Origin of the sequence: Pseudomonas sp. NFPP07 (assembly GCF_900115645.1) — a bacterium.
In the GTDB taxonomy this organism is placed as follows: domain Bacteria; phylum Pseudomonadota; class Gammaproteobacteria; order Pseudomonadales; family Pseudomonadaceae; genus Aquipseudomonas; species Aquipseudomonas chlororaphis.
On record NZ_FOXG01000009.1, the window covers coordinates 12,596 to 29,358 of the forward strand.

18 protein-coding genes are annotated in these 16,763 nt (G+C 59.3%); 14 read left to right on the top strand and 4 right to left on the bottom strand.

Going from position 1 to position 16,763, the window contains the following annotated elements:
- Window positions 1-2: 2 nt before the first annotated feature.
- The 12 genes from rpsE to bfr all read left to right on the top strand — a co-directional run bounded on the left by rpsE (window position 3) and on the right by bfr (window position 7,829).
- On the top strand, window positions 3-503 hold the full coding sequence (gene rpsE / locus BM019_RS22715; protein WP_007924184.1) for a 30S ribosomal protein S5: 501 nt from the start codon (window positions 3-5) through the stop codon (window positions 501-503).
- 2 nt (window positions 504-505) lie between these two features.
- Window positions 506-682, top strand: a complete 177-nt coding sequence (gene rpmD, locus BM019_RS22720; RefSeq protein ID WP_003176408.1) for a 50S ribosomal protein L30 — start codon at window positions 506-508, stop codon at window positions 680-682.
- 3 nt (window positions 683-685) lie between these two features.
- The gene (gene rplO, locus BM019_RS22725) at window positions 686-1,120 is read left to right on the top strand and encodes a 50S ribosomal protein L15 (protein WP_092420485.1); all 435 of its coding nucleotides are present in this window, start codon (window positions 686-688) and stop codon (window positions 1,118-1,120) included.
- Window positions 1,121-2,449: a preprotein translocase subunit SecY gene (gene secY, locus BM019_RS22730; RefSeq protein WP_007924182.1), complete on the top strand. Its 1,329-nt coding sequence runs from the start codon at window positions 1,121-1,123 to the stop codon at window positions 2,447-2,449.
- Window positions 2,450-2,473: 24 nt separating this feature from the next.
- Window positions 2,474-2,590, top strand: a complete 117-nt coding sequence (gene rpmJ, locus BM019_RS22735) for a 50S ribosomal protein L36 (RefSeq protein WP_002555468.1) — start codon at window positions 2,474-2,476, stop codon at window positions 2,588-2,590.
- 130 nt (window positions 2,591-2,720) lie between these two features.
- Complete coding sequence (gene rpsM / locus BM019_RS22740; RefSeq protein ID WP_009045849.1) at window positions 2,721-3,077, top strand: 30S ribosomal protein S13; 357 nt, start codon at window positions 2,721-2,723, stop codon at window positions 3,075-3,077.
- Between the two features lie 30 nt (window positions 3,078-3,107).
- Window positions 3,108-3,497 carry a 30S ribosomal protein S11 gene (gene rpsK / locus BM019_RS22745; protein WP_007924177.1) on the top strand — a complete coding sequence of 130 codons (390 nt, stop codon included), beginning with the start codon at window positions 3,108-3,110 and terminating at the stop codon, window positions 3,495-3,497.
- Window positions 3,498-3,515: 18 nt separating this feature from the next.
- On the top strand, window positions 3,516-4,136 hold the full coding sequence (gene rpsD / locus BM019_RS22750) for a 30S ribosomal protein S4 (protein ID WP_003176404.1): 621 nt from the start codon (window positions 3,516-3,518) through the stop codon (window positions 4,134-4,136).
- Window positions 4,137-4,158: 22 nt separating this feature from the next.
- A complete protein-coding gene (gene rpoA / locus BM019_RS22755; RefSeq protein WP_007924176.1) occupies window positions 4,159-5,160 on the top strand; it encodes a DNA-directed RNA polymerase subunit alpha in 1,002 nt (333 codons plus the stop codon).
- Between the two features lie 42 nt (window positions 5,161-5,202).
- Entirely contained in the window at window positions 5,203-5,589 is a 387-nt protein-coding gene (rplQ, locus tag BM019_RS22760) for a 50S ribosomal protein L17 (protein ID WP_007924175.1), read from the top strand.
- A 171-nt stretch (window positions 5,590-5,760) separates the two neighbouring features.
- Entirely contained in the window at window positions 5,761-7,209 is a 1,449-nt protein-coding gene (locus BM019_RS22765) for a catalase (RefSeq protein ID WP_053262849.1), read from the top strand.
- 155 nt (window positions 7,210-7,364) lie between these two features.
- The gene (bfr, locus tag BM019_RS22770; RefSeq protein WP_007924173.1) at window positions 7,365-7,829 is read left to right on the top strand and encodes a bacterioferritin; all 465 of its coding nucleotides are present in this window, start codon (window positions 7,365-7,367) and stop codon (window positions 7,827-7,829) included.
- Between the two features lie 91 nt (window positions 7,830-7,920).
- Here the strand turns inward: bfr and uvrA are convergent, their stop codons facing one another.
- Window positions 7,921-10,755 (bottom strand): excinuclease ABC subunit UvrA, encoded by a 2,835-nt coding sequence (gene uvrA / locus BM019_RS22775; RefSeq protein WP_007924172.1) that lies wholly within the window; start codon window positions 10,753-10,755, stop codon window positions 7,921-7,923.
- Window positions 10,756-10,935: 180 nt separating this feature from the next.
- Between uvrA and BM019_RS22780 the strand changes: the two genes are divergently transcribed.
- A complete protein-coding gene (locus tag BM019_RS22780) occupies window positions 10,936-12,330 on the top strand; it encodes an MFS transporter (protein ID WP_092420488.1) in 1,395 nt (464 codons plus the stop codon).
- 9 nt (window positions 12,331-12,339) lie between these two features.
- Entirely contained in the window at window positions 12,340-12,852 is a 513-nt protein-coding gene (locus BM019_RS22785; RefSeq protein ID WP_009045846.1) for a single-stranded DNA-binding protein, read from the top strand.
- Between the two features lie 95 nt (window positions 12,853-12,947).
- Here BM019_RS22785 and BM019_RS22790 read toward each other — a convergent pair whose 3' ends face one another.
- The 3 genes from BM019_RS22790 to BM019_RS22800 form a co-directional block, all read right to left on the bottom strand.
- Window positions 12,948-14,003 carry a hypothetical protein gene (locus BM019_RS22790; protein ID WP_092420491.1) on the bottom strand — a complete coding sequence of 352 codons (1,056 nt, stop codon included), beginning with the start codon at window positions 14,001-14,003 and terminating at the stop codon, window positions 12,948-12,950.
- Window positions 14,004-14,032: 29 nt separating this feature from the next.
- Window positions 14,033-14,242, bottom strand: coding sequence for a hypothetical protein (locus BM019_RS22795; RefSeq protein WP_092420494.1), 210 nt, complete (start codon window positions 14,240-14,242; stop codon window positions 14,033-14,035).
- 123 nt (window positions 14,243-14,365) lie between these two features.
- Window positions 14,366-16,762 carry a hypothetical protein gene (locus BM019_RS22800; protein ID WP_092420497.1) on the bottom strand — a complete coding sequence of 799 codons (2,397 nt, stop codon included), beginning with the start codon at window positions 16,760-16,762 and terminating at the stop codon, window positions 14,366-14,368.
- Window position 16,763: the final 1 nt, after the last annotated feature.

A 16,763-nucleotide genomic window follows, 5' to 3' on the forward strand; every position in this document is an offset into this window, starting at 1 on the left:
TTATGTCAAATAACGACCAAAAGCGCGACGAAGGCTACATTGAGAAGCTGGTTCAAGTTAACCGCGTAGCCAAAACCGTAAAAGGCGGCCGTATCTTCACTTTCACCGCGTTGACCGTGGTTGGTGATGGTAAAGGTCGCGTTGGCTTCGGCCGTGGCAAGTCGCGTGAAGTGCCTGCTGCGATCCAGAAGGCAATGGAAGCTGCTCGCCGCAACATGATCCAAGTTGATCTGAACGGCACTACCCTGCAGTACGCAATGAAGTCCGCTCACGGCGCTTCGAAGGTGTACATGCAGCCTGCTTCTGAAGGTACCGGTATCATCGCTGGCGGCGCTATGCGTGCTGTCCTCGAAGTTGCTGGCGTTCAGAACGTTCTGGCCAAGTGCTACGGCTCGACTAACCCAGTAAACGTGGTTCACGCCACTTTCAAGGGTTTGAAAGCAATGCAGTCCCCTGAATCCATTGCCGCCAAGCGTGGCAAAAGCGTCCAGGAGATCATCTGATCATGGCTACCGTTAAAGTAACGCTGATCAAAAGCATGACCGGCCGTATCCCTAACCACAAACTGTGCGTTAAGGGTCTGGGTCTGCGTCGCATCGGTCACACTGTAGAAGTCCAGGATACTCCCGAGAACCGCGGGATGATCAACAAGGCTTACTACATGCTGCGTGTCGAGGGTTAATCGATGAAACTCAATGATCTGAGTCCAGCGCCGGGTTCCCGTCGCGAAAAGCATCGTCCGGGCCGTGGTATCGGTAGTGGTTTGGGTAAGACTGGTGGCCGTGGTCACAAAGGTCAGACTTCCCGCTCCGGTGGCACCATTGCTCCAGGCTTTGAAGGCGGTCAACAGCCGCTGCATCGTCGCCTGCCAAAGTTCGGTTTCGTATCCCTGAAGGCCATGGACCGCGCAGAAGTGCGTCTGTCCGAGCTGGTTAAAGTGGAAGGCGACATCGTCACCGTGCAGTCCCTGAAAGATGCCAACGTGATTAACCAAAACGTACAGCGTGTGAAAATCATGCTGTCCGGCGAAGTTACTCGCGCTGTGACTATCAAGGGCATCGCAGCCACCAAAGGTGCGCGTGCGGCTATCGAAGCAGCTGGCGGCAAGTTCGAGGAATAAATGGCTAAGCAAGGTGCTCTCTCTGCGCTCGGCAAAGGCGGTATGTCTGAACTCTGGGCTCGTCTGCGTTTTCTGTTCTTGGCGATTATCGTCTACCGAATAGGCGCACACATCCCGGTTCCAGGTATCAACCCTGACCGACTCGCAGACCTGTTTCGACAGAATGAGGGGACCATTCTTAGCTTGTTCAACATGTTTTCCGGCGGCGCGCTGGAACGGATGAGCATCTTTGCACTGGGGATCATGCCGTACATCTCGGCATCGATCATCATGCAGCTGATGACCGCCGTTAGCCCGCAGCTGGAGCAGTTGAAGAAGGAAGGTGAAGCTGGCCGTCGCAAGATCAGCCAGTACACCCGCTACGGCACTGTCGTCCTAGCTCTTGTTCAGGCCATCGGCATGTCCGTTGGCCTGGCGGGGCAGGGCGTTGCGTTCACTGGTGACTTTGGCTTCCATTTCGTCGCGGTATCCACTTTTGTGGCTGGTGCGATGTTCATGATGTGGCTGGGTGAGCAGATTACTGAGCGTGGTGTTGGCAACGGTATCTCGATGTTGATTTTCGCAGGTATCGTCGCCGGTCTTCCGAGAGCGATCGGGCAGTCTTTCGAGTCTGCGCGTCAGGGTGATATCAACATTTTTGCCCTGGTTGCCATCGGTTTGCTGGCAGTAGCGATTATCGGTTTTGTGGTGTTCATTGAGCGTGGCCAGCGTCGTATTGCTGTTCACTATGCCAAGCGTCAGCAGGGCCGCAAGGTGTTTGCTGCGCAGACTAGCCACTTGCCGCTGAAAGTGAATATGGCAGGCGTTATTCCTGCTATTTTCGCGAGCAGCATTTTGCTGTTCCCGGCTTCGTTGGGTGCCTGGTTCGGTCAGTCTGAAGGTATGGGCTGGTTGCAGGACATCTCGCAGTCGATCGCTCCTGGTCAGCCGTTGAATATTCTGCTGTTTAGTGCAGGGATTATTTTCTTCTGCTTCTTCTATACGGCGTTGATGTTCAATCCGAAAGACGTAGCGGAAAACCTGAAGAAGTCCGGTGCCTTTATTCCGGGTATCCGTCCAGGTGAGCAGTCTGCGCGCTACATTGATGGCGTTCTGACCCGCTTGACCATGTTCGGTGCTCTATATATGACGGCCGTCTGCCTGTTGCCCCAGTTCCTGGTGGTTGCAGCAAACGTTCCGTTCTACCTTGGCGGGACCTCGTTGCTGATCGTGGTCGTGGTTGTTATGGACTTTATGTCGCAAGTACAATCGCACCTCGTTTCGCACCAGTACGAATCCCTGATGAAGAAAGCCAACCTGAAGGGTTACGGCAGCGGCATGCTGCGCTGACCCATAAGGTTCGAGGAGTTGGTGATGAAAGTTCGTGCATCGGTGAAAAAGCTGTGCCGTAACTGCAAGATTATTCGCCGCGAAGGTGTTGTTCGAGTAATTTGCAGCGCGGAACCGCGTCACAAACAGCGCCAAGGCTGAGTGTGATTGTGCTTCAAGCCCAGCAGCTAGTGCGCTGCTGGGTTGATTATTTGTTATTACAGCGATATTATCTCGCGCCCTATTTCTTGGCTTCCGGGGCGTAGGTAGCTGTCAATTGGAGTCCCACTGAATGGCCCGTATTGCAGGCGTTAACATTCCAGATAACAAGCATACTGTTATCTCGCTGACCTACATCTATGGTGTTGGTCGCACGACTGCGCAGAAAATCTGTGCAGAGACTGGGGTCAACCCAGCCGCAAAGATCAAGGATCTGAGCGACGAGCAAATTGAACAGCTGCGTGGCGAAGTGGCGAAGTTCACCACTGAAGGTGACCTGCGTCGCGAAATCAACATGAAAATCAAACGCTTGATGGATCTGGGCTGCTACCGCGGTCTGCGCCATCGTCGTGGTCTTCCAGTGCGCGGTCAGCGTACCAAGACCAACGCGCGTACTCGCAAAGGTCCGCGTAAGCCGATCCGCAAGTAATCGCACCAGCGAATCGACAGGAATTTAGTCATGGCAAAACCTGCTGCTCGTCCTCGTAAAAAGATTAAAAAGACAGTGGTTGATGGCATCGCCCACATCCACGCGTCTTTCAACAACACCATCGTGACCATCACCGACCGTCAAGGTAACGCTCTTTCCTGGGCAACCTCCGGTGGTTCGGGTTTCCGCGGTTCCCGCAAGTCCACCCCGTTCGCTGCTCAAGTAGCTGCTGAGCGTGCTGGCCAAGCTGCGCTGGAATATGGCCTGAAAAACCTCGACGTTAACGTCAAGGGCCCAGGTCCAGGTCGTGAATCCGCAGTCCGCGCTTTGAACGGCTGTGGCTACAAGATCGCCAGCATCACCGACGTGACGCCAATCCCGCATAACGGGTGCCGTCCGCCGAAGAAGCGCCGCGTGTAATCCAGGAGATTGTAAAGAATGGCTCGTTACATTGGTCCAAAATGCAAACTGGCTCGTCGCGAAGGCACCGATCTCTTCCTGAAGAGCGGCGTGCGCGCTATCGAATCCAAGTGCAACATCGAAGCAGCACCTGGTATCCACGGCCAGCGCCGCGGTCGCCAGTCCGACTACGGCACCCAACTGCGTGAAAAGCAGAAGGTCCGTCGTATCTACGGCGTTCTCGAGCGTCAATTCAGCGGCTACTACAAAGAAGCTGCTGGCAAGAAGGGTGCAACTGGTGAAAACCTGCTGCAACTGCTCGAATGCCGTCTGGACAACGTTGTATACCGTATGGGCTTCGGTTCGACTCGTGCCGAATCCCGTCAGCTGGTATCGCACAAGTCGATCAGCGTAAACGGTCAGACCGTTAACGTTCCGTCCTACCAGGTTCGTGCTGGTGACGTGGTTGCTGTTCGCGAGAAAGCAAAAAACCAACTTCGCATTGTCCAAGCTCTCGATCTGTGTGCCCAACGTGGCCGCGTAGAATGGGTAGAAGTAGACACTGAGAAGAAGTCGGGCGTTTTCAAGAACGTTCCAGCTCGCAGTGATCTGTCCGCCGACATCAACGAAAGCCTGATTGTCGAGCTCTACTCCAAGTAAGGGCTAGAAAATAGGTGCATCCATGCAGATTTCGGTAAATGAGTTCCTGACACCCCGCCATATTGATGTGCAGGTTGTCAGTCCAACCCGCGCCAAGATCACCCTCGAGCCTCTCGAGCGTGGTTTTGGCCACACCCTGGGCAACGCGCTGCGCCGCATCCTGTTGTCCTCAATGCCCGGCTGTGCAGTAGTCGAGGCCGAGATTGACGGTGTGCTCCACGAGTACAGCGCCATCGAAGGTGTACAGGAAGACGTAATTGAAATCCTGTTGAACCTTAAAGGTCTGGCTATCAAGCTGCACGGCCGTGACGAAGTTACGCTGACCTTGTCGAAGAAGGGTTCGGGGGTGGTTACCGCTGCCGATATTCAGCTGGATCATGATGTCGAGATCGTTAACCCCGATCACGTAATCGCTAACCTGGCGTCTAACGGCGCCCTGAACATGAAGCTCGTAGTAGCTCGTGGTCGTGGTTATGAACCGGCAGACTCGCGTCAGAGCGATGAAGACGAAAGCCGCAGCATCGGTCGCTTGCAGCTTGACTCTTCGTTCAGCCCGGTTCGCCGTATCGCATACGTGGTGGAAAACGCCCGTGTCGAGCAGCGTACCAACCTGGACAAGCTGGTTATTGATCTGGAAACCAACGGTACTCTGGATCCTGAAGAGGCTATCCGTCGTGCTGCAACCATCCTGCAACAGCAGTTGGCTGCGTTCGTCGACCTCAAAGGTGACAGTGAGCCAGTGGTAATCGAGCAGGAAGACGAGATCGATCCGATCCTGCTTCGCCCGGTTGACGATCTGGAACTGACTGTACGTTCGGCTAACTGCCTTAAGGCGGAAAACATTTACTACATCGGCGACCTGATTCAGCGTACCGAAGTAGAACTGTTGAAGACTCCGAACCTTGGCAAGAAATCCTTGACCGAAATCAAGGACGTTCTGGCCTCCCGCGGTCTGTCCCTCGGCATGCGCCTCGACAACTGGCCGCCTGCAAGTCTTAAGAAGGACGACAAGGCGACTGCCTGATCGTCGTAATCACCGAACGTTGTGTTTGGTAAGGAATGAACCATGCGTCATCGTAAAAGTGGTCGTCACCTGAGCCGCACCAGCTCGCACCGCAAGGCCATGTTCCAAAACATGGCGGTGTCGCTGTTCGAGCACGAGCTGATCAAAACTACACTGCCGAAAGCTAAAGAACTGCGCCGCGTTGCTGAGCCGCTGATCACTTTGGCCAAGACAGACAGCCTGGCTAACCGCCGTCTGGCTTTCGACCGTACTCGTTCGAAAGCTATCGTTGGTAAGCTCTTCAACGACCTGGGCAAGCGTTACGCTACCCGTGAGGGTGGCTACCTGCGCATCCTCAAGTGCGGTTTCCGCGCTGGCGACAACGCGCCTATGGCGTACGTCGAGTTGGTTGATCGTGCTGTCGGCGGTGAAGCTGTATCCGCTGAGTAAGACGTCAAATACAAAGAACCGGGCCTAGTGCCCGGTTTTTTGTGTCTGCTGTATTAGAAAATTACTATCGATAGCAATCATTTAATGCATTTGATGCTGTCATCTTGATGGTCGATACTCCTCGTCAGCCGATTAGCCGGCAGTTCCAAGACTGACAGAGGAAGATTGAGCATGAGCCAAAACAAAACGCTTACCACCGCAAGTGGCGCTCCAGTCGCCGATAACCAGAATTCCCGTTCTGCTGGCCCTCGTGGCCCGCTGCTGCTCGATGATTTTCACCTGATCGAGAAGCTTGCCCACTTCAACCGTGAAAATATTCCTGAGCGTCGCGTACACGCCAAGGGCTCGGGTGCCTATGGCACTTTCACAGTGACCCGCGACATCACCGAATACACCAGCGCCAAGCTTTTCGAGTCCGTGGGTAAGCAGACTCCTACCTTCCTGCGGTTCTCCACCGTAGGTGGCGAGCGTGGTTCGGCTGATACCGAACGCGACCCGCGCGGTTTTGCCCTGAAGTTCTATACCGAAGAAGGTAACTGGGACATCGTCGGCAACAACACGCCTGTGTTCTTCATTCGCGATCCACTGAAGTTTCCCGACTTTATCCACACCCAGAAACGTTTGCCGCAGAGCAACCTGAAGAGCGGCCAGGCCATGTGGGACTTCTGGTCACACTCTCCCGAGGCGCTGCACCAAGTCACCATCCTGTTCTCGGATCGCGGGATTCCGGACGGCTATCGTCATATGCACGGCTTCGGTAGCCACACCTACAGCTTGATCAACGCCAAGGGCGAGCGTCACTGGGTGAAATGGCACTACAAGACCCAGCAGGGCATCAAGAACCTGGCACCGGCCGAGGCTGCCCGCCTGGCGGGTACCGATCCGGATTACGCCCAACGTGACCTGTTCAACGCGATCGAGCGCGGCGATTTCCCGAAATGGAGCGTATGCATTCAGATCATGACCGAGGCTGAGGCTGCCGCTCACTACGAGAACCCGTTCGACGTGACCAAGACCTGGTCGCAGAAGGAGTTCCCGCTGATCGAGGTCGGTGAGCTGGAATTGAACCGCAACCCGCTGAACTACTTCGCGGAAGTCGAGCAGGCTGCCTTTGGTCCTAGCAACATGGTTCCAGGCGTCGGCCTGTCGCCGGACCGCATGCTGCAAGGCCGCGTATTCGCTTACGCTGACGCTCATCGCTATCGTGTCGGCACCAATCACCAGCAACTGCCGGTCAACGCCCCACGCAGCCCGGTGAACAGCTACCAGCGCGACGGCTCCATGGCCTTTGGCAGCAATGGTGGCGCGGCACCGAACTATGAGCCGAACAGCTACGCCGATGCACCGAAGCAGGCTCCTCGCTACGCGGAGCCGGCGCTGGCCCTCAGCGGTGCGGCGGATCGTTACGATCACCGCGAAGACACCGACTACTACAGCCATGCGGGCGCTCTGTTCCGCCTGATGAATGATCAGCAGCAAGCCCTATTGATCAACAACATCGCCGGTGCAATGGCGGGTGTCAGTTCGGATGTGGTCCAGCGTCAACTGCAGCATTTCTTCAAGGCTGACCCGGCTTATGGAGAAGGAATCGCAAAGGCGTTGGGCGTACAGCTTAACTAAGTCTAAACGAGAAGCAGAACCGCCCTCATTTTGGCGGTTTTTGCGTTTTTTCGGCTACTTTTCTCTGAAAATCTTCACTTTGTTAGCGTTTTTCCAGTGACCTGCAAGTCAGCTTGGTTCAAAATACAGACTTTCAAGCAGGGAGATGTAGGGCGATGCAAGGTCACCCGGACGTAATCGATTACCTCAACACGTTGCTGACGGGCGAACTGGCGGCGCGTGACCAATATTTCATCCATTCGCGCATGTATGAGGACTGGGGCTTCAGCAAGCTCTACGAGCGCATCAATCACGAGATGGAAGAAGAGACTCAACACGCCGATGCATTGATGCGTCGCATCCTGATGCTCGAGGGCACGCCACGCATGCGCCCTGACGATCTGGATATCGGTACCACCGTGCCAGACATGTTCGCCGCCGACCTGCGCCTGGAGTACAAGGTCCGCGCTGCACTGTGCAAAGGCATCGAACTGTGCGAGAAGCACAAGGACTATGTCAGCCGCGACATCCTGCGTGTGCAGTTGGCCGATACCGAAGAAGACCATACCTACTGGCTGGAAAAGCAGTTGGGCCTGATCAAATCGATCGGTCTGGAAAACTATCTGCAGTCGCAGTTCTGATGCTTTAGCCAGCGCCTGCAGGCAAATGCAGGACTGACGAGCACAAAAAAGCCCCTGTCATTTCACAATGGCAGGGGCTTTTTCATTGGGCTCAGGCCCGGTCGCGGGTCAGCAGTGGCTTGAGGTAGTAGCCGGTATGGGATTGCGGCATTTCTGCCAACTGCTCCGGCGTACCCTCGGCAATGATCTGTCCGCCCTTGGAGCCGCCTTCCGGCCCCAGGTCCACCAGCCAGTCGGCGGTCTTGATCACGTCCAGGTTGTGCTCGATCACCACCACGGTGTTGCCGTGGTCACGCAGGCGATGCAGAACGTCCAGCAACTGCTGGATATCGGCAAAGTGCAGGCCGGTGGTTGGCTCGTCGAGGATGTAGAGGGTCTTGCCGGTGTCACGCTTGGACAGCTCGCGAGACAGCTTGACCCGCTGCGCCTCACCGCCGGACAAGGTCGTTGCCGACTGCCCCAGCTTGATGTAGGAAAGCCCCACATCCATCAGCGTCTGCAGCTTGCGCGCCAGCGCCGGCACCGGGTCGAAGAACTCCCGCGCTTCCTCGATGGTCATTTCCAGGACCTCGTGGATGCTCTTGCCCTTGTATTTGATCTCAAGGGTTTCGCGGTTGTAGCGCTTGCTCTTACACACATCGCACGGCACGTAGATGTCCGGCAGGAAGTGCATTTCCACCTTGATCAGGCCGTCGCCCTGGCAGGCTTCGCAGCGTCCGCCCTTGACGTTGAAGGAGAAGCGGCCCGGGCCGTAGCCGCGCGAGCGCGACTCGGGTACCCCGGCAAACAGTTCGCGGATCGGCGTGAACAGCCCGGTGTAGGTCGCCGGGTTGGAGCGCGGGGTGCGACCGATCGGGCTCTGGTCGATATCCACCACCTTATCCAGGTGCTGCAGGCCGTTGATGCTGTCGTGCGCAGCGGCTTCCAGCGTGGTCGCGCCGTTCAGCGCCGTGGCGCTGAGGGGGAACAGGGTGTTGTTGATCAGGGTCGACTTGCCCGAGCCGGAGACACCGGTCACGCAGGTCAGCAGGCCGATCGGGATCTCCAGGTCGACGTTGCGCAAGTTGTTGCCGCGAGCCCCTTTTAGGGACAGTGAAAGCTTCTTGTTGCGCGGCGTACGCTTGGCCGGCACGGCGATTTTCACGCGCCCTGACAGGTATTTGCCGGTCAGCGAGTCGGGATGGGACATCACCTCGTCGGGAGTACCCTCGGCGACGATCTGTCCGCCATGCACGCCAGCGCCCGGGCCGATGTCCACCACATAGTCGGCCAGGCGAATGGCGTCCTCGTCGTGTTCGACCACGATCACCGTATTGCCGATATCCCGCAGGTGTTTCAGGGTGCCCAGCAAGCGATCGTTGTCGCGCTGGTGCAGGCCGATGGAGGGTTCGTCGAGGATGTACATCACCCCCACCAGGCCGGCGCCGATCTGGCTGGCCAGACGAATACGCTGCGCCTCGCCGCCGGACAGAGTATCGGCGCTGCGATCCAGGGTCAGGTAATCCAGGCCGACATTGACCAGGAACTGCAGACGCTCGCGGATTTCCTTGAGGATCTTGTCGGCAATCTCGCCACGGCGTCCGGTTAGCGACAGGGTGCCGAAGTAATCGGTGGCATCGCCGATCGGCAGACTGGTAACGGCCGGCAACGTCTTCTCGCCGACCCACACGTGGCGGGCTTCGCGACGCAGGCGGGTGCCGCGGCAATCCGGGCACGGCTGGGTGCTGAGGAACTTGGCCAGCTCCTCGCGCACGGTGGCCGATTCGGTCTCGCGGTAGCGACGTTCCAGGTTCGGCACTATGCCTTCGAACGGGTGGGAGCGTTTGACGATATCGCCACGATCGTTGAGGTACTTGAAGTCGACGTTCTGCGTGCCGCTGCCGTTGAGAATGACCTTCTGCTGATCGGCCGGCAGTTGGTTGAACGGCACTTCCAGGCTGAAGCCGTAATGCGATGCCAGCGAGCCAAGCATCTGGAAGTAATAGACGTTACGCCTGTCCCAGCCGCGAATCGCCCCTTCGGCCAGGGTCAGCTCGCCATTGACCAGGCGCTTGATGTCGAAGAACTGCTTGACCCCCAGGCCATCGCAGGTCGGGCAGGCACCGGCCGGGTTGTTGAAGGAGAACAGCTTGGGCTCCAGTTCGCTGATGGCGTGGCCACAGATCGGGCAGGCGAAGCGCGCGGAGAAGATGATTTCTTCGCCGGGTTCGTCGTCCATCGGCGCCACCAGGGCGATACCGTCGGCCAGCTTCAGTGCGGTCTCGAACGACTCGGCCAGACGTTGCTGCAGGTCGGCGCGGACCTTGAAGCGGTCGACCACCACATCGATCGAGTGCTTCTTCTGTTTATCCAGCTTCGGCAGCTCATCCAGCTCGTAGAGCTTGCCGTTGACCCGGGCACGGACGAAGCCCTGGGCGCGCAGTTCCTCGAAGACCGACAGGTGCTCGCCCTTGCGCTCGCGAATCACCGGCGCCAGCAGCATCAGCTTGCTGCCTTCCGGCTGGGCCAGCACCAGGTCGACCATCTGGCTGACGGTCTGGGCTTCCAGCGGGATGTCGTGATCCGGGCAGCGTGGCGTACCCACGCGGGCATACAGCAGGCGCAGGTAGTCGTAGATCTCGGTGATGGTGCCCACGGTGGAGCGCGGGTTGTGCGAGGTGGATTTCTGCTCGATGGAAATTGCCGGCGATAAACCTTCGATGGTGTCGACGTCAGGTTTTTCCATCATCGACAGGAATTGCCGGGCATAGGCCGACAGCGACTCGACATAACGGCGCTGGCCTTCGGCGTACAGCGTGTCGAACGCCAGGGACGATTTGCCGGATCCGGACAGGCCGGTGATGACGATCAGTTTGTCCCGTGGCAGGGTCAGGTCGATGTTCTTCAGGTTGTGGGTTCGGGCCCCACGAATCAGGATCTTGTCCAAAGTGGCCTCGCTCGGCGGGCGTCGAAAACGTAGGAGTATAAGGGCAAATACTGGATGGATGCACACTATCAAATGCGGCCTGTGCAGCCGTAGATGAAACCTGCGCGGCAAAGCGTCGCCATATACCCCGTCAATCGATCGGACTGGTAGAATCGCCGCCGGTTCACACGAGGTTTTTCCATGCATGATCCCCACAGCGAGCGCATGAGTGGCGCCGAGACCCGCGCGGCAAGCGGTCTGGCCCTGGTGTTCGCCTTCCGTATGCTTGGCATGTTCATGGTGTTGCCGGTCCTGGCGACCTATGGGATGGACCTGGCGGGAGCGACCCCGGCCCTGATCGGGTTGGCGATCGGCGCTTACGGCCTGACCCAGGCGATTTTCCAGATCCCGTTCGGGATCATTTCCGACCGTATCGGCCGTCGTCCGGTGATTTACCTGGGGCTGATCGTCTTTGCCCTGGGCAGTGTGCTGGCGGCCAACGCCGATTCAATCTGGGGCGTGATCGCCGGGCGCATCCTGCAGGGCGCCGGGGCGATTTCCGCGGCGGTCATGGCGCTGTTGTCGGACCTGACCCGGGAGCAGCACCGCACCAAGGCCATGGCCATGATCGGCATGACCATCGGCCTGTCCTTTGCCGTGGCCATGGTGGCCGGCCCGCTGCTGACCCGCGCTTTCGGCTTGCCCGGGCTGTTTTTCGCCACCGGCGGCATGGCGCTGCTGGGCATTTTCATCGTCGCCTTCATGGTGCCGCACTCGACCGGCCCGTTGCAGCACCGTGAATCCGGGGTCGCGCGCCAGGCCTTGTTGCCGACGCTCAAGCACCCGGACCTGCTGCGCCTGGATCTTGGTATCTTCGTGTTGCACGCGATGCTGATGTCGAGCTTCGTCGCCTTGCCGCTGGCCCTGGTGGAAAAAGCCGGCCTGCCCAAGGAACAGCACTGGTGGGTCTACCTCACCGCGCTGTTGATCTCCTTCTTCGCCATGATCCCGTTCATCATCTACGGCGAGAAGAAACGCAAAATGAAACGAGTTCTGTTGGGCGCGGTCAGTACGCTGCTGCTCACCGAGCTATTCTTCTGGGAGTTCGGCGACAGCCTGCAGGCGCTGGTGATCGGCACGGTGGTGTTCTTCACCGCGTTCAACCTGCTGGAAGCTTCGCTGCCGTCGCTGATCAGCAAGGTTTCACCGGCCGGTGGCAAGGGTACGGCCATGGGGGTCTATTCCACCAGCCAGTTCCTCGGTTCGGCGCTGGGTGGCATTCTCGGCGGCTGGTTGTTCCAGCATGGCGGTTTGTCGGTTGTATTCCTGGGTTGCGCAGGGTTGGCTGCACTCTGGCTGGCCTTTGCTGTTACCATGCGCGAACCACCTTACGTGACGAGCCTGCGCTTGCCGTTATCGCCCGAAGCGATCCGCGAAGCCGGTCTGGTCGAGCGCCTGAAGGCCGTTGTTGGGGTAACAGATGCAGTGATGGTGGCCGAAGAAGCCGCCATTTACATCAAATTGGACACCGAATTATTGGATCGCGCGGCCCTCGAGCAGCTGGTCAACCCAGCCCGATCGGCGTGCGAAGCCTAGGAGAACGTTATGGCCCGTGGGGTTAACAAAGTCATATTGGTCGGCACTTGCGGCCAGGATCCTGAAGTTCGCTACCTGCCTAACGGTAACGCCGTGACCAACCTGAGTCTGGCCACCAGCGAACAATGGACCGACAAGCAGACCGGCCAGAAGGTCGAGAAGACCGAGTGGCACCGTGTGTCGATGTTCGGCAAGGTCGCGGAAATCGCCGGCGAATACCTGCGCAAAGGTTCGCAGGTCTACATCGAAGGCAAGCTGCAGACCCGCGAGTGGGAAAAAGACGGCATCAAGCGTTACACCACTGAAATCATCGTCGACATGCAGGGCACCATGCAGCTGCTGGGCGGCCGTCCTCAGGGCGACCAGGGCCAGGGCATGGGCAACTCCGCGCCACGTCCGCAGCAGTCGCGTCCGCAGCCTTCGCAGGCGCCACAACGCGAATCGCGTCCAGCGCCTCAGCAGTCCTCGCCACAGCCGGCGCAGAACTTCGACGACAGCTTCGATGACGATATTCCGTTCTAGGCCATACCTTAGAACGCAGGTCATGAGTGAAAAACGGAGCCCTTGATGGGCTCCGTTTTTTTGGCCGCTTGAAACACCGGCCTGGTGTCGCCGCTTTAGAGTTCGACTCGCCGCAGCCTTCCGGTCAAGGGGACGGGCGGGCCGTCGGGGGTGGGCAAGGGGCGGCCACTCAAGCCCATGCCTTCGCTGATCAGTACGGCCCTCGGTACCAGGCACAGGTTGGACGGGGTATCCAGGCCCTGGGCGAGGATACTCACTTCTCTTGTCTGCAGGTTGCAGCACAGCAGGCGGCCGCTGAAGCGGGCGAAGCCGCCGTGCAGGCATTCGCCGTCCCAGTCCGTGAGCAGCGGTTGCAGCAGACGGTCGCAGAGTTCCAGCACCAGCAGTTGTCCCGTCGGGGTCAGTGCCAGGCCGGTGGGCAGTTGTAGGCCTTCGATCAGGACTTCGCTGTGACCGCTTTCCGGCCAGACCCGGATCACCTGGCCGGCCTGGTCGGCGAAGTCGATGCCCCGGCGGCTCGGGTCCTGGTGCAACTCGCCGGAGAACAGGCTGATCAGCATGGCGCCGGTGCTCGGTTCGTAGACCAGGGTAACGGGCACCGCATCCTGATCCTGGCCCAGGTCGGGCAGCTCGACCAGGACCCGCTCATCGCCGGTGCCGCTGAACTCCACCAGTTGGTTGCTATCGGGTTTGACTGCCAGCCAGCGATGGCGCGTGGGGTGATAGCACAGGGCGTTGAGGTTGCCGCGGCTGTGAAACACAGGCTCGGGAGGGCTACAGGCCAGGTCCAGGACTTTCGAGCCTTCGACGTAGTCGGTCAGGCTGGCCAGGCAACGCCCTGCGCCGCAGGCGATATCCGACAGCCCCAGGATTTCGTCGCGCAGCATGCGTGCTTGCATGTTCATGGAGCGAAAGCCATGGGCCAGCGTTTCGGGCATCAGGTAGGCACCCGTCCGGCGCGGGTCGGGGCGCAGCCGGCTGATGCGCCCACTGAACGGTTGGTCCGGCCGCCCGGAGCCGGCTTCGGCCAGCAGCAGGCTGCCATCGGCTTGCAGACAGAGGCCCCGGGGGTTGAGCAGGTTCTCGCGAATGACCGTGTGCGCACGCAAGTCTTCACGGGGCCGGGGGGGAATCCGTAGGGGAGCTGTCATCGGTTCTCTCCAGTTGGCGTTGGGTCGGTTCATAGCGGCGGCTGCCAGGGCGCGCCGGTGAGATAGGCCCTGAGTAGGGCGCGCTGGCTGGGCGACATCGAGCGCACCACGGGCATGAACAGCGTGGTGCCTTTGTAGCGGTTGTCGGCGCGCATCAGGATGCGGTCCTTGGCCCCCATGACCGCGTCGGGCGGGTTGGCCGGGCTGCTCTTGTAGCTGTCATTGCTCACCCGGTACATGATCCAGTCCAGACGCTGGGGAAAGACGGGGTGGTGGGCGCAAGAGACGGGCGTTCATGGCGGCACTCCTGTGAGGTGCCGGGTGACGCTGTGTCACCCGGTGTTCCCGGTATGGGGTTCCTGTCAGCAGGGGGGGAAGTCCTTCATGCTCAGGGGCATCGGCGGGTAATTGTGCTTCACCAGGGCGTTGGCCCAAAGCTCCAGCACGGCCCGCCGGCTCTGCGACATGTCACGGGTGATGGGCATCGAGAGCGTGCTTTCTTCCTGGTACTCCTTGCTGATCAGCACGATCAACTGGTCGATGGCGCCTTCCACGCGCTGCTGGGAGTTGAGCGGCATGAACTTGTTCATGATCGGGTACAGGTAATAGAAGGGCTGCAGGATCTGCGGGTAGATGAAGTTGTTCCACATCAGCTGGCTGGCGTTCAGGTCCCGGTAGATGGTGTTCCAGTAGTCGATGAAGTCCTGCTGCAGCTTCGGCTCCAGCGGCAGCACCCGCAAAGGCGCGAGGCAGTCGGTGTAGGCCTCGGAGTAGTTGAAGCTGAAGGGCACGGCGGGCATCTTGCCGCCTTCGGGCAGGAAGAAACGCAGGGTAGGGAAACCCGGTGCTTCTGCCCTGATTCCCAGTCGGGCGACACCGCTGGCGTCGGTGCGGATCCTGGCGATGCTGTAGTTGACGCTGCTGGTAGCCGTTTCGTCGCGCAGGGTTCCGGTCTGGGCGATGGCATTGTCGAAAACCAGGCAGGGGCGCAGGTTGACGGTAATGGGTTGGTCGAGGAACTGCTGATAACCGACCGGTTCTCCCTCCGGCACGGTATTGGAGGTGACGACCGTGCGCCTGTCCGTGAGCCGGCGGCCGCTGCCAGTGGCCAGATAGCTGACAGCCACCGGCGTGTCGATGAACTGCGGCCGGTTGGAGCGGTTCAGCGTAGGTTCTTCCGGGTAATCGTAGAACAGGGTGAAGTCGGCCTCGTTGCTGAATGCCAGGTAATAGTCGCTGGTGGTCACCATATAGGCGTTGCCGTATTCGGCGACCAGCAGTTCGGTGCCCTCCGGCGCGGGCTTGCCGTCCTTCTGCACCATTATCGTCAGCGTCTTGTGGTCGCCCACATCGATGAATCCGCCACTCTCGACCACTTCGGCGGTCCACTGTCGCTGGGTGGCGGCGATCACCGGTTCGGCGCTTGCCAGCAGTTGTTGCAGTTCCAGGGGACCGCTCTCGAGCAGGTTCTTTTGCTCGACAGTCAGGGGCAGGTCGAGAATGCCTGAGCGCTGGTTGAAGGCCGACTGACGGTACTGGGGGTAGGTGATCATGACGGCGGAGATGAACCGGTCTTGCTGGCGCACCCCCAGGTGGAGGATGCCGGCATTGAATTTCTCGGCCACCGCGATGGGGGCCTTGGGATCGACCGGATAGAACGGAATGCCGTTGGACAGGTCCAGCGACAGGGTGTCGTCGGTGATCTGGACAGGGATCACGCCCAGAGTGGCCTTGGTGTCTTGCATATCGCCAGGCGTGGTCTTGTAGACCGGCACCGGCTCCGCCGGGACCAGGCGCCGGCCGGCCGGGGCGGTGGGGAATTCGTCGTCGAACCACAGGCCCAGGGTGCCCGCCGTGCTGCTGTAGGCCGGGTTGTAGAAAATATCGGCGACGTTGTTCAGCCCCTGCTCATACATCCGCTGCACCCGGGCTGCGTCCACGGGGTCGCCGGAGTGGGTATTGACCGGCGGGAAGTCGTTGAACACGCCGTTCTTGTCGTAGTAGGTCAGGTAGGTGGAGAAGCGGAACATCAGGCCCTTGGCGCCTTGCTCGATCATCTGCTGCTGGAGCTGTTGCAGCAGGAGCGAATCGCCGACGGCCCAGTCCAGGTTTTCCCTCGCAAAGCAGGTCTGCCAGGTGGTCGTCACATAGCTCAGGCCGCCGAAGGTGGATGCCCAGTTGAAGTTCAGGAAGCGGTCGAGCATCCGGTACTGGCGGTTGAGGGTCAGGCCGCACTGGACGTCGCCCAGCACCAGCTTGTCGAAATACAGCGCGGTGAAGGTGTTCTGCCAGGGGCTGATATCGACGAAGCGGGCGGGCGTGGGCGCCTTGCTGCCAAAGGGGTTGCCGAGCAACTGAAAGCTCTTGCTGACCAGCGGGTCCCGATCGATGTAGGTATTGGCCTGGAACTCGCCACCAATGATCGTTGACTGGGTGTCCTTGTAGCTCACGGTACCGCAGGCATTGTCGCCGAACAGGTCCCATTCGGCGGGCATGAACGGATTGCGGAAGGCCCCGGCATTGGTCGGCACCTGCAATACATAGCGAGGCACCTGGGTACTGGACAACGGCTGGATGGTCCAGGGCATCAGCGCTTCGGGGGCGTTCTGGGGATTGATGTCGTAGTACTTCAGGAACTGCCAGTTGAGGTCCATCCTGACCGCGTCATAGAGCGGCAGTGCATCGTTGTTGTTGGCCGTTGGCGGGTTCCAGAACATATGGCCGTTGAGGTAGATGCGGGGGAAGTTCAATACGCTCATG